1 protein-coding gene is annotated in these 15,663 nt (G+C 45.9%); it reads right to left on the minus strand.

Features of this window, described 5'->3' with window-relative positions:
- Positions 1-16: 16 nt before the first annotated feature.
- Positions 17-15,514, minus strand: coding sequence for a PKD-like domain-containing protein (locus ESB13_RS07610; protein WP_129002408.1), 15,498 nt, complete (start codon positions 15,512-15,514; stop codon positions 17-19).
- Positions 15,515-15,663 lie beyond the last annotated feature (149 nt).

Consider the following 15,663-nt stretch of genomic DNA (forward strand, 5'->3'; position numbering starts at 1 on the left):
ATAATGTTGGCACTTTTTACCGCATTACTTCTACCCATCCGCCTACAGGCTTCATATTGATGCCATCATTGAGATAAATGACGTAATAGTAGGTACCCGTTGGCACCAGTGAGCCATTGTACTTACCATCCCATGGCTCACTATAACCTTTACTCAGGTACAACCTGGTACCCCAGCGGTTAAAGATCTCTACACGTGCATTGGGAAATTTGTTAAGCCCGGGTATGTTCCACTTATCATTGAAACCATCGCCATTGGGAGTAAACGCTGTCGGCACTCTGAACTTCAATACCGTTACTTCAACCTCATCGGAAGCACTGCATCCATAATCATTGGTAGCAGACAAAATATAGGTGGTATTCTGTGCAGGTGTCACCAACGGACGCATCTGCTCATTACCCGTAGCACTGGTCAACGGCGTCCAGGAGAATTGCTTGTAACTGCCGGACACTGTACCTTCCAGGTAAGTACCCATTCCTTCATACATCGTTTTATCCGGCCCCGCATTTACTTTGGGAGCAGGTTTTACCTGAACCGCCGTTATAGCAGAAGCCTCACACCCATCAGTAGTTGTGTAAGTATATTTAAAGGAATAAACACCTGCCGATACACCTGGCTCAAATTTACCAGCTGCTGAAATAAACGGCCCGCTGAATACGCCGGCTCCCGGCAAACCTGTTGTTTCTTTAGCCTGCAGGTAAACAGCTGCCGCATTCTGGCAAAGATCCGGCACAGATTGAATGGCTACAACAGGACTGGGTTTTACGGGCAGTGTAATACTTTCTTCTGTACTGCACCCGCTTTTTGTAACATTTACACTAGCCGTTATCTGCGAACCGGTAACCGCCGCTATCGACAATTGAGACCCGGTTGTTTTAGCGCCCATCCAGTTCCATACATAAGATGCATCAGGCAGAGAGGAACTTGCAGTAAGCAGTAAAGAAGCGTTATCACAGGCAGATCCCGAATGCTGTATGGTCACCTTCGGATAACTGTTAACTTCTACCATACTTGACGCCGGCAGCGAAACACATCCCTCTTTCGTTACAACAAGTTTGTATTCGCCCGCATTATCTGCCATTACATCTGCAATGTTAATGACAGCCTGTGTGCTGCTCAAACCTGCAGGCCCCGTCCACTTATAACTGTCGGCCCCCATATCACTCGCAGCATTCAACAACAACGATGCACCGGTACACAAACTGCTATTACCTGTAATAGTAGCTACCGGTAAACGTTTTACATGAACAGAATGACTTTCGGGAGAAGAGGCACATCCTTCCTTAACAGCCGTCAGGAAATATGCTCCTCCGTCAGCCGGTGCAGCAACTGCCACACTGTAAGCCGCGTTCGTGCCAAGCACCTTGCCGGCTGCATCGCTCCAGGAAAATGACACTCCTGGAAGATTAGCCGTTCCCGACAGATCAATCCTTTCACCTTCGCATAGCACACTCGATCCGGTGACAACAACTGAAGGCACCGGCTTTACTATTACAGACACAATCTGATCGTTACTGCATCCCGCAGCAGTGACGGTAAATGTATAGTTAACAGTAGTAGCAGCTTTTGAAGAATTCACCAGCACCTCATCTATTCCTCCTGAACCCAACACCGGCAGATCACTGATGCCCGCCCCCGGACGCCTCCAGGTAAAGCTCGCATCATCAACATTGCTCTTTGGATCATAAACGATCTTATCACCGCTACAGATCTCGGAGCGCAAAGAACCGGTCATTACAGGAGTCGGATTCACGATTATCTTATATACAGTGGCTTCACCCGCACATCCTTCCGCCATAGGCGAGATGGTTATCTCCGCTGTGATAGCTTTCGAACTGGTATTAACAGCATCAAAAGCAGGAAGCTGCGCTCCGGAACCTTTTGCCGCCAGACCTATGGAAGGGGTATTATTCACCCACTGGTAAGAAGCCGTAGCGATAGAGCTGGAGATATTGATGGCAGAACAGGTAGCGCCATTACAGATCTTGGCATCAGCAGGCATCACAACTACAGGCTTGGGAATATGCAGCACCACAGGATCAGAGCTTACGGCTGGCGCACAGTTGCCACTTACTTTACATTGGTAACGATATCCATTCATAGTGGCGGAGACATTGGTAATATTCAGCGTCGCTGCAGTAGCACCTGGAACAGTGACGAACCCTTTGCCATCATTTTTATCAACCAGCCATTGATAGTATAATTTATAGCCTTTGGCCTCAACGGAGAAAGAAGCATTCTTTCCTTCACAAAGTGTTTGACCGGCAGGTTGTTTCGTAATCACAGGCGCCGCATTCACTACAACAACCGCTGCCGCAGAAACAATACCCGATTTGCAGGTGCCACTTACCACGCAACGATACTTGTATCCATTCATGCTAAGCACTAACATAGGTACATTCAGTACATAATCTGTTTCGCCAACGACATCGGCAAACCCGGCGCCCACATCCAGTTGCCATTGATAGGTAAGACCCGAACCAACTGCGTCAACGCTGAACGAAGTTCCCCTGCCCTCACAAAGGGTAATTCCTTTAGGATCTTCATTAATAACAGGAGCAGTATATACAGTCAGGCCAACAATATCGGATGTAACGCTTTTAATGCAATCGCCACTCACCACACAGCGGTAGCGATAACCGTTCATAGATGCCGTAACACCGGTCACATTCAACACAGCGCTGTTAGCACCCGCTATAACAGTAAATGCTCCCCCATTACTTTTATCAACCTGCCACTGATAAGCTACATTGGTTCCTTTGGCGCTTACACCGAAGGAAGCATTGCCACCTTCACAAAGCGCAACTGCCTGGGGCTGTGTTAAAATAACAGTAGATGGATTTACTGTAATAGAGAACTGTTTCGCCACACCTTCACATTTGTAGGCTTCAGGAACTACCGAAATCGTTCCTGCAATAGCAGCAGCACTAACATTCGTTGCTTTAAACGAAGCAATGTTTCCTGTACCACCTGCAGCCAGCCCGATATTAGTATTGTCATTTTCCCATTTAAACGTAGCGGCAGCTACATTACTCTTCATTTCAAGTAAGCTGGTAGCAGTATTGTCGCAGATGGCAAAGCTGGCAGGTACTGTAACATCAGGCACCGGGTTTACAACGATCGTAAATGACTCGGATTTGCCATTACAGCCGTTGGCAAACGGAGTTACCGTTATCAGGGCAGTAAGTGGGGCATTGGTTGTATTCACCGCTTTAAACGCAGCAATATCACCCGTTCCCGATGCCGGCAGGCCAATTTCAGGAGTAGTATTCGTCCAGTTATAAGTAGTGGCGGTGCCGGCAACGGGCGTCCCGGAGAATACAACAGCTACAGTATTACTGTTGGCGCATATCTCCTGGTTTGCCGGCAGATCCACCCTGGGCGAAGGCTTCACAGCCACTACAACGTCCTGCGTATTGGTACATCCATTGGCATCAAGCAGGAACTGATAGGTATAATCCAAGGATGCAGTAGTATTGTTTTTCAGCACCTCATTGATAACATTGGTCGAAGCACTGCTATTACCAGGCGTTCTGGTCCATTTATAATCCACATTGTTAACATCGCTGGTTGCAGTATAATTGAAATTTGAATTATCACAAATAGCTGTCGGCTTAAGCGCGCTTGTCAACACCGGCTTAGGATGAACCTCCAGTACAACATCCGCCTCATTGGTACAAGCCCCGGCTGTTAAGGCGTATTGATAAGTAAGCTTCTCTACTTTCGTATTGTGAAGTAAAACCTGTTCAGAAATACTACCTGTGCCGGAAACGCCTTGTCTTTTCCAGGTAAAATCAACATCTTTCACATTACTAACCGGAGTATAGCTGAAAGTATTATCATCACAAATAACAGGAGGTTTACCACTGATCAGGTAGGGCTTGGGGTTAACATCAACGGTCACATCTTCTTTATGTACACAACCATCGGACAACAGCGTATAGGTATATACAAGCTGCTGTACAGTGGATTTCCCCAACTTAATGAATTCATCGATCTTAGCACCCTTTGTTTCGGTGGTCATTCCGGAACGTATCCATTTTATATCTGCCGCCGGTACATTACTGGTAGCAGTATATACTACGTAACTGCTGTCGCAGATAGCCGGAGGATTTCCACTTGTCAATACAGGAGTAGGCTTCACTTTTACTGTAAAGCTTTTTACGCTTCTGCAATTATTGGCCTCCATTTCAAAACGATAGATCACCAACACATCTGCACCAGTTTCGTTGACTAAAGCTTCAGTGATTTCGTCATCTTTACCACCGGCTGCTTCGTTTACAATACCAGGCACTTTATCGCGCTTCCAGGTGTAACTGGTGCCGGAAGGCAAACCGGTGGGCTTATAACTAAACTGAACACCGCTACACACTTCGAGATTGTCTGTACCGGTTAAAGCTGGTAAAGGATAAACTTTTATTTCAAACTGCCCTGTTTTTCCTGTACAGCCATAAGCGGTGGGTGTAACAGATATTAAAGCATTCAGTGCTTCCGTCTTGTCGTTTGTTGCGATAAAAGCACCGATATTGCCGATACCACTTTCACTCAGACCAATATTTTTATTATCATTCTTCCATTCAAAACTGGTCTTGGCAATATCGACATCGGTTGTCAGCACCTGCTCAGGAACACCTGAACCAGCACACACCACAACATTAGCTGGCATTATTGCCAGCGGATTTGGATTTACTACGATCTTAAATATTTGAGGTTCACCATTACAATTGTCCGCTGAAGGGGTTACGGTAATAATAGCTTTAGCAGGTGTAACCGAGGTATTCTGTGCTTTGAAAGATGCAATATTTCCGGCACCTGCTGTTGTAAGGCCAATAGGATCTCCCGCAACAGACCAGCTATACGTTGTTGGTTTCGATACAGCTGCACCGGAGAAGTTAATAGCCCTGGTTTCACTATTGTGACAAAGCTCCTGGTCAACAGGAAGATCTACAGAAGGCTTCGGCTTAACAAGAACGGTAAAGCTTTCTTCCTTCTCACAATCATTCAACTTCAATTTAAAGGTATACTTCACCAATACTTCTGAACGACTGGTATTGGTTAGTGTTTCTTTGATGGCGCCGCTACCGGTAGCTGTACCGTTAGAGACATCGGAAACCGCTTTACGCTCCCAGCTATAAGTAGCGCCTGACGGCAGCCCCATTGGTTCATAAGTAAACTCTACTCCACTGCACACCGATAGGTTTGTTACCCCTGACAATTTAAGTTCAGGATTTACAGTGATCTTGAATGTCTTCGCATCACCTTTACAAGTATAAGCCTCAGGAATAACTGTTACAGTGCCTGTAATCGTAGCATTAGTGCCATTTGTTCCAATGAACGGAGCGATATCACCTTTGCCGCTTGCAGATAAACCAATACCCGTATTACTGTTTTCCCAGCTAAAGGTGGCAGCAGCTACTCTACTGCTGAATTCCAGCTTCTGCGACTGCTCATCATAACAGATCAGCTGATCACCAGGCACAGTCACGTCAGGAATGGGATTTACAACTATCTTAAATGATTCAGGATCGCCTTTACAATTGTCGGCGGAAGGCGTAACAGTAATAGTAACTTCAGCAGGTGCCGTTCCGGCATTCCGAGCTTTGAATGAGGCAATATCACCAGTGCCAGATGTAGCAAGACCAATATCAGCACCCACAGCAGACCAACTATACGTTGTTGGTTTCGATACAGCCGCACCGGAAAAACTAATAGCCTTCGTATCACCATTATGACAAAGCTCCTGATCAGCAGGTAAATCTACAGAGGGCTTCTGTTTAACAAGGACGGTAAAGCTTTCCTCCTTCTCACAGCCATTCAACTTCAGCTTGAAAACATAGGTCACCAATACTTCAGAACGGCCGGTATTCGTCAGCTTTTCTTTAATACCAGCATTGCTTCCGGAAGCCACCCCATTGGAGATATCAGCTATTTCTTTTCGTTCCCAGGTATAACTAGCGTCGGAAGGTAACCCGGTTGGTTCATAACTGAACTCCGCACCACTACAAACAGACAAACCTGTTGTACCCGCCAGCTGAAGCAGGGGATTCACTGTAATCTTGAAACTCTTCGCATCACCTTTACAGGCATAAGCCTCAGGAGTAACCGTTACAGTACCCGTAATCGCAGCATTAGTGCTATTGGTGGCCTTAAACGACGCGATATTACCAGTACCGCTGGAAGATAACCCAATAGCTGTATTATCGTTCTCCCATCTAAACGCTGCACTGGTTACATTACTGCTGAACTCCAGCTTCTGCGACTGCTCATCATAACAGATCAGCTGATCACCAGGCACAGTTACATCAGGAATGGGATTGACTACTATCTTAAATGATTCTGGATCGCCTTTACAATTGTCAGCGGAAGGCGTAACAGTAATAGTAACTTCAGCAGGAGTTGTACCCGTATTCTGAGCTTTGAATGAGGCAATATCACCAGTGCCAGATGTAGCAAGACCGATAGCATCGCCTACAGTAGACCAACTATACGTTGTTGGTTTCGATACAGCCGCACCGGAAAAACTAATAGCCTTCGTATCACCATTATGACAAAGCTCCTGATCAGCAGGTAAATCTACAGAGGGCTTCGGTTTAATAAGAACGGTAAAGCTTTCCTCCTTCTCACAGTCATTCAACTTCAGTTTGAAAACATAGGTCACCAATACTTCAGAACGACTGGTATTTGTAAGCTTTTCTTTAATACCAGCATTGCTTCCGGTAGCCACCCCATTGGAGATACCAGCTATTTCTTTTCGTTCCCAGGTATAACTGGCGCCAGCAGGAAGACCGCTTGGCTCATAGCTGAATTCCGCACCACTACAAACAGACAAACCTGCTGTGCCCGCCAGCTGAAGCAGGGGATTCACTGTAATCTTGAAACTCTTCGCATCACCTTTACAGGCATAAGCCTCAGGAGTAACTGTGATAGCACCTGTAATCGCAGCATTGGTACTGTTCATGCCCTTAAACGATGCAATATCACCCATACCACTTGAAGGTAAACCAATCCCCGTATTGCTATTTACCCAGCCAAAAGTGGCAGCAGCTACTCTACTGCTGAATTCCAGCTTCTGCGACTGCTCATCATAACAGATCAACTGATCACCAGGCACAGTTACATCAGGAATAGGATTTACAACTATCTTAAATGATTCGGCATCTCCATTACAATTGTCAGCTGAGGGAGTTACAGTAATAGTAACTTCAGCAGGTGCCGTTCCGGCATTCCGAGCTTTAAAAGAGGCAATATCACCAGTGCCTGATATCGCAAGACCAATATCAGCACCTACAGCAGACCAACTGTAGGTAGTGGGTTTCGATACAGCCGCACCGGAGAAGTTAATAGCCTTCGTATCACTGTTATGGCAAACCTCCTGACCAGCAGGCAAATCTACAGAGGGCTTCGGTTTAATAAGAACGGTAAAGCTTTCCTCCTTCTCACAGTCACTCAACTTCAGTTTGAAAACATAGGTCACCAATACTTCAGAACGACTGGTATTTGTAAGCTTTTCCTTGATACAAGCATTGCTTCCCGAAGCCACCCCATTGGAGATACCAGCTACCTCTTTCCGTTCCCAGGTATAACTAGCGCCGGAAGGTAACCCGGTTGGTTCATAACTGAACTCCGCACCACTACAAACAGACAAACCTGCTGTGCCCGCCAGTTGCAGCAAGGGATTCACTGTAATCTTGAAACTCTTCGCATCACCTTTACAGGCATAAGCCTCAGGAGTAACTGTGATAGCACCTGTAATCGCAGCATTGGTACTGTTCATGCCCTTAAACGATGCAATATCACCCATACCACTTGAAGGTAAACCAATCCCCGTATTGCTATTTACCCAGCCAAAGGTGGCAGCAGCTACTCTACTGCTGAATTCCAGCTTCTGCGACTGCTCATCATAACAGATCAACTGATCACCAGGCACAGTTACATCAGGAATAGGATTTACAACTATCTTAAATGATTCAGGATCGCCTTTACAATTGTCAGCGGAAGGCGTAACAGTAATAGTAACTTCAGCAGGTGTTGTACCCGTATTCTGAGCTTTGAATGAAGTAATATCACCGATACCTGATGCTGCAAGCCCAATAGCATCTCCCGTAGCAGACCAACTATACGTTGTTGGTTTCGATACAGCCGCACCGGAAAAGTTAATAGCCTTCGTATCACTGTTATGGCAAAGCTCCTGACCAGCAGGCAAATCTACAGAGGGCTTCGGTTTAATAAGAACGGTAAAGCTTTCCTCCTTCTCACAGTCATTCAACTTCAGTTTGAAAACATAGGTCACCAATACTTCAGAACGACTGGTATTTGTAAGCTTTTCTTTAATACCAGCATTGCTTCCGGTAGCCACCCCATTGGAGATACCAGCTATTTCTTTTCGTTCCCAGGTATAACTGGCGCCAGCAGGAAGACCGCTTGGTTCATAGCTGAATTCCGCACCACTACAAACAGACAAACCTGCTGTGCCCGCCAGTTGCAGCAAGGGATTCACTGTAATCTTGAAACTCTTCGCATCACCTTTACAGGCATAAGCCTCAGGAGTAACTGTGATAGCACCTGTAATCGCAGCATTGGTACTGTTCATGCCCTTAAACGATGCAATATCACCCATACCACTTGAAGGTAAACCAATCCCCGTATTGCTATTTACCCAGCCAAAAGTGGCAGCAGCTACTCTACTGCTGAATTCCAGCTTCTGCGACTGCTCATCATAACAGATCAACTGATCACCAGGCACAGTTACATCAGGAATAGGATTTACAACTATCTTAAATGATTCAGGATCACCTTTACAATTGTCAGCGGAAGGCGTAACAGTAATAGTAACTTCAGCAGGTGTCGTCCCGGTATTCCGTGCATTGAAAGCAGCAATATCACCGGTACCTGTAGTGGCAGCGAGGCCAACAGCATCACCTGAAGCAACCCAGCTATACGTAGTTACCGCTGATACAGATGGGCCGGAGAATTTTATGTCGTTGGTCTTGGTATCATGACAAAGCTCCTGGTTGGCAGGTAAATCAACTGAAGGCTTCGCCTTAACAAGAACCGTAAAGCTTTCCTCCTTCTCACAATCATTCAACTTCAGTTTGAAAACATAGGTCACCAATACTTCAGAACGACTGGTATTTGTTAATATTTCTTTTATGGCGCCAGTACCTGTTGCTGTCCCGTTGGAGATATCAGATACAGATTTGCGCTCCCAGGTATAGGTAGTACCTGATGGCAAACCTGTTGGTTCATAAGTAAATTCACCACCACTACAAACAGATAAACCTGTTGTACCCGCCAATTGAAGCTGGGGATTTACGGTAATCTTGAACGCCTTGGGATCACCTTTACAGTTGTAAGCTTGAGGAATAACAGTCACAATACCTGAAATCTCAGTATTTGTACTATTGGCCCCCTTAAAAGGCGCGATATTACCTGTGCCGCTTGCAGGTAGCCCAATGTCCGTATTATCGTTCGCCCAGCTAAAGGAAGCTACAGCTACATTACTGCTGAATTCAAGCTTCTGCGATTGTTCGTTATAACAGATCAGCTGATCACCAGGCACAGTTACATCAGGAATAGGATTTACAACTATCTTAAATGATTCGGCATCCCCATTACAATTGTCAGCTGAGGGAGTTACAGTAATAGTAACTTCAGCAGGTGCCGTTCCGGCATTCCGAGCTTTAAAAGAGGCAATATCACCAGTGCCTGATATCGCAAGACCAATATCAGCACCTACAGCAGACCAACTGTAGGTAGTGGGTTTTGATACAGATGCTCCGGAGAAGTTAATAGCCTTCGTATCACTGTTATGGCAAAGCTCCTGACCAGCAGGCAAATCTACAGAGGGCTTCGGTTTAATAAGAACGGTAAAGCTTTCCTCCTTCTCACAGCCATTCAACTTCAGTTTGAAAACATAGGTCACCAACACTTCAGAACGACTGGTATTCGTCAGCTTTTCCTTGATACCAGCATTGCTTCCGGTAGCCACACCATTGGAGATACCAGCTACCTCTTTCCGTTCCCAGGTATAACTAGCGCCGGAAGGTAACCCGGTTGGTTCATAACTGAACTCTGCACCACTACAAACAGACAAACCTGTTGTACCCGCCAGCTGAAGCAGGGGACTCACTGTAATCTTGAAACTCTTCGCATCACCTTTACAAGTGTAAGCCTCAGGGGTCACAGTTATAGTACCTGTGATCGCAGTATTAGTGCTATTGATTCCCTTAAAAGGCGCGATATTGCCTGTCCCACTAGCAGGCAGCCCGATACCTGTATTATCGTTCCCCCATCTAAACGTGGCAACAGTCACACTGCTGCCGAACTCCAGCTTCTGAGACTGCTCATCATAACAGATCAGCTGATCACCAGGCACAGTTACATCAGGAATAGGATTGACAACTATCTTAAATGATTCAGGATCTCCACTACAGTTATCGGCTGAAGGAGTCACAGTAATAGTAACTTCAGCAGGTGTCGTCCCGGTATTCCGGGCTTTAAATGAGGCAATATCACCAGTGCCAGATGTAGCAAGACCTATAGCATCGCCTGCAGCAGACCAGCTATACGTTGTTGGTTTCGATACAGCCGCACCGGAAAAGTTAATAGCCCTGGTTTCACTATTGTGACAAAGCTCCTGGTCAACAGGAAGATCTACAGAAGGCTTCGGTTTAACAAGAACGGTAAAGCTTTCCTCCTTCTCACAGTCATTCAACTTCAGTTTGAAAACATAGGTCACCAATACTTCAGAACGACTGGTATTTGTAAGCTTTTCTTTAATACCAGCATTGCTTCCGGTAGCCACCCCATTGGAGATACCAGCTACGACTTTGCGTTCCCACGTATAAGCTGCGCCTGAAGGAAGGCCACTGGGTTCATAAGTAAATTCTTCCCCGCTACACACCGATAGGTTTGTTACCCCTGACAATTTAAGTTCAGGATTTACAGTGATCTTGAATGTCTTCGCATCACCTTTACAAGTATAAGCCTCAGGAATAACTGTTACAGTGCCTGTAATCGTAGCATTAGTGCCATTTGTCCCTATAAACGGCGCAATATTACCCGCGCCGCTTGCAGGCAATCCAATGCCTGCATTATCGTTCTCCCATCTAAACGTGGCAACAGTTACACTGCTGCTGAATTCCAGCTTCTGCGACTGTTCATTATAACAGATCAGTTGGTCAGCAGGAACAGTTACATCAGGAATGGGATTGACTACTATCTTAAATGCTTCTGGCTCTCCATTACAATTGTCGGCTGAAGGTGTTACAGTAATGGTAGCCTCAGCAAGTATGGTACCGGTATTCCGTGCATTGAAAGCAGCGATATCACCGGTACCTGTAGTGGCAGCGAGGCCAACAGCATCACCTGAAGCAACCCAGCTATACGTAGTTACCGCTGATACAGATGGACCGGAAAACTTTATGTCGTTGGTCTTGGTATCATGACAAAGCTCCTGGTTGGCAGGTAAATCAACTGAAGGCTTCGGTTTAACAAGAACGGTAAAGCTTTCCTCCTTCTCACAGCCATTCAACTTCAGTTTAAAAATGTAGGTCACCAATACTTCAGAACGGCCGGTATTCGTAAGCTTTTCTTTAATACCAGCATTGCTTCCCGTAGCCACCCCATTGGAGATACCAGCTACCTCTTTCCGTTCCCAGGTATAACCAGCGCCGGAAGGTAACCCGGTTGGTTCATAATTGAACTCCACACCACTACAAACAGACAAACCTGTTGTACCCGCCAGCTGAAGCAGGGGATTCACTGTAATCTTGAAACTCTTCGCATCACCTTTACAGGCATAAGCCTCAGGAGTAACCGTTACAGTACCCGTAATCGCAGCATTAGTGCTATTGGTGGCCTTAAACGACGCGATATTACCAGTACCGCTGGAAGATAACCCAATAGCTGTATTATCGTTCTCCCATCTAAACGCTGCACTGGTTACATTACTGCTGAACTCCAGCTTCTGCGACTGCTCATCATAACAGATCAACTGATCACCAGGCACAGTCACGTCAGGAATGGGATTGACTACTATTTTAAATGATTCAGGATCTCCACTACAGTTGTCGGCCGAAGGTGTTACCGTAATAGTAGCTGTTGCCGGTATTGCAGAAGTATTCTGAACCGTAAAAGAGGCGATATCGCCGGTGCCTGAAGCTGCTGCTAGTCCGATAAGATCACCCGTTGCAACCCAGTTATAAGTAGTTGTTGATACCAATGAGCCAGAGAATTTTATGTCGCTGATTTTGGTATCATGACAAAGTTTCTGATCAGCAGGGGCATCAACCGAAGGCTTAGGTCTTACTAGAACCGTAAAACTTTCCTCGTTCTCACAGCCATTCAGTTTCATTGTAAAGGTGTAGGTCACATTTACATTGGAATTGCTGGTGTTGGTTAGTGTCTCTTTTATGGTGTTATTTCCGGTAGAAGCGCTATTGGAAATATTAGCCGCCACTTTGCGTTCCCAGGTATAGGTAGTACCTGTAGGCAATCCGGCCGGTGTATAAGTAAATTCCTGGCCACTACAAACGGACAGCCCGGTTGTTCCCGATAAATAAGGTAATGGCTTTACCTTGATATCGAATGCTATAGACTCGCCTTTACAGCCATCTGAAGAAGGTGTTACGGTAATGGTGGCGTTCACCGTTTGGTCAGTCTCGTTCTTAGCCCTAAAAGCTGCAATATTTCCTGTTCCGGTTGCTGCAAGACCAATATCTTTTGAGGTATTGCTCCATTCATAAGTAGTTGTAACAGGCAAAGAAGCACCAGAGAAATTGACAGCATTAGTATTGCTGTTGGCACAAACTTCCTGGTCAACAGGCAGATTCACAGTCGGCTTGGGTTTCACCTGAACATCGAAATGTTGTTGTTGCTCACAACCTGCCAGCTTCATTTGAAAGGTGTAGGTTACAGGAACAACCAGGTTCGATGTATTCTTTAGCGTTTCATTTATACCGGTATTGCTGCCGGTAGCTGCTTCATTGGAAATATTATTAACCTTTAGCCGCTCCCAGGTATAAGTAGTTCCCGTTTGTAAACCGGAAGGTGTATAACTAAATGATTCGCCGCTACACACATCAACATTCGTAGTCCCTGAAAGCTTTGGCAAAGGCTTTACAGTGAGTGTAGCCGCCTGCGACATTTTCTCTCCACAAGCCCCCTTTACTTTAACGCGATACTGGTAACCATTCATATCATTGGTTACAGCCAATAGGGAAAGTTTGGCAGCAGTAGCCCCCGCCAGATCTGTAAAGGCCCCTGTTCCGTTATCTGTTTGCCATTGGTAGACTAATGGACCCGTGCCCGTTGCTGCTACTTCAAATGCCGCATCGGCAGCTTCACAAACGCTTGTTGCTGCAGGATCAGTAGTAACAACAACAGGCTGGTTTATAGTTACCGATACCGGCATGATATCAGAGGTACATCCCTCTTTACTTGTTGCATTAATATAGTAGGTCCCCTGGCTCGCTACAGCAGAAGGTGTTGTTAATGTAGTCGCTGCTTTATCATCAGAATAGTAGTGGAATACCAGACCGGCAGCACTACCTGAAGTTACCGCTGCCGCTGTAAGATCAACTGTCGCAGGCGTACATACAGCGGCAGGATTAGTGATCAGCAGGCTTGGTTTCGGATATACAGTCACGTCTACAGGTTGTATATCGGTAACACAGCCGGCCTTTGTTTCTCCCTGAAGATAATATTTACCACTGGTGGCAATTTTTGTTGGATCAGCCACCAGGTTCTTGCCGGCAGCATCAGTATAATAACGAAAACTAAGATCGGCAGTACTGCCGTTAGTGACGGCCGGTATAGTAATATCTACCGTCGCCGGGGCACACACAGCATCCGGTATTGCAGCTATCTTTAGCTTCGGTGTAGGATGCACTGTAATCGTAAAAGAACGATCAGGTCCCACACAATCATTAGCCGTAGGCACCACCGTTACATGGGCTATAATATCCTGGTCTGTATTGTTGATAGCCTTAAAAGAAGGTATATCCCCTGCGCCACCCGCACTCAAACCTATTGCAATATTATCATTTGTCCACGTAAATGAACTATTGTTCACAGTACTCGAAAACTTCAGCTCCCCCGTAGCCTGCCCGTTACAAAACACAGTATCCTTTGGCGGAGAGGCCACAGGCGAAGTAGCATAGTTGGAAAAATAGCCGTAACTGGCACCATCTCCGGATTTACCATATAAAAGACCTGCATGAAACTTAACACCGAGTGTGCTTTCTATTTTTGCCGAGGTATTGGCAGGAAAAACAGTTGTATTCAAAGGGATTCGTGCGTACAGCCATTGAGGTGTTACAGTCTTAAAATCGCCTGCAGTAATAACGCCGGCACTGCCGTTAAACCTAAAGCTGCTTTCTACATCTGCTATGTTCGCCGGAACTAATAAAATAAGATAACACTCCGATCCACCTGGCCTTACCATACCTACTACCTTGGAACCAATACAGCTTCCCAATGGAGGCAACACGGCAGAACTTAATTCGCAGCCTACCCCGCTTAAATGTAATACCGAAATGGGCTTTGTAGCCTTGATATATATGGGTTTTCCCGAATAGTCAAACTCGTACGTCTGTCCCTTCGACAATGTCTTGCTAACGCCATTGCTGGTAGTAACTACCGTCCCATCTTCAATAGCCATCACACATGCTCTTTCATCATTGAAATACCCATTGATACTTATATACTCTGTACCCAATAACCCAACGGGTACAAGCTGGTCGCCACTGGCATCACTGCAGGTGGATACACCAACGAAATCGTCTTTCATTGTTATTGCAACAGGCTTGTCAGCAATGACGGTAGATCCGCCAAGATGATCTAATTTGTTTTGCCCAGCTGCCTGGCATGAAAAAACCTCTCCTTTATTCAATACGATCGTGAAAGCCTGATTAGCCGGACGGCCGCCATACAAGGCTTTCGAAGGTGTTATTGTTATCGCTGTATTATCTTCTGTAGCTACAATATCAAACGAATTATAAGCCCTACGATCATCTCTGCTATCGCCTGTATTGTTCGAGTATGTAGTTTGCCCGGGTACAAAAAAGCTCAGGCCTAATGCGTTCTTCCCTTTAAGCGCATAGATCTCAGGATTGAGATTCGATGATTCATCGAAATAGGCTGTAATAGGTCTTGTCGCCGTAATTTTTAATCCCCGCTTCAGTACCGTATTAGGCGGCGAAGTTTCAATGGCCTCTAAAAAACTCGTCAGGTCAACCGATGATACAGCACCAACATTTATCGTAGTAGTAATAGGCGTAAAAGCAGGATTCGCCGGACAGGAAATAGTAACCTGTGACGTCAATGTGGCATCAATAGCCATCATTCGCAGCAATATAGGCCTGTCCCGCCTGCTGTCTCCAATAACATGAGGCACAGCAAACCAGAACTCGGTGTCCGTTTGGGCAGACGCCGGTACAAAGCCAGCTATTACCAATAGCAGCGTGAAGAGCAGCCTTGCTCTTGTCTGTTTTTCAGAGATTGGGGGGGTCAATGGGGGCGTTATTTTCTCAAACCGAAGATAGAAGTCCGAAAGAGGACCATCAAAAAATCGGAAGGCTTAAATCTCCTGTAAATCAGGGGGTAGAGCAAGCTGCTTCATCCGAGACCGATCAAAATAACAGGTAGTGGAAACAAAAATCC

The organism is Filimonas effusa, assembly GCF_004118675.1.
GTDB lineage: Bacteria > Bacteroidota > Bacteroidia > Chitinophagales > Chitinophagaceae > Filimonas > Filimonas effusa.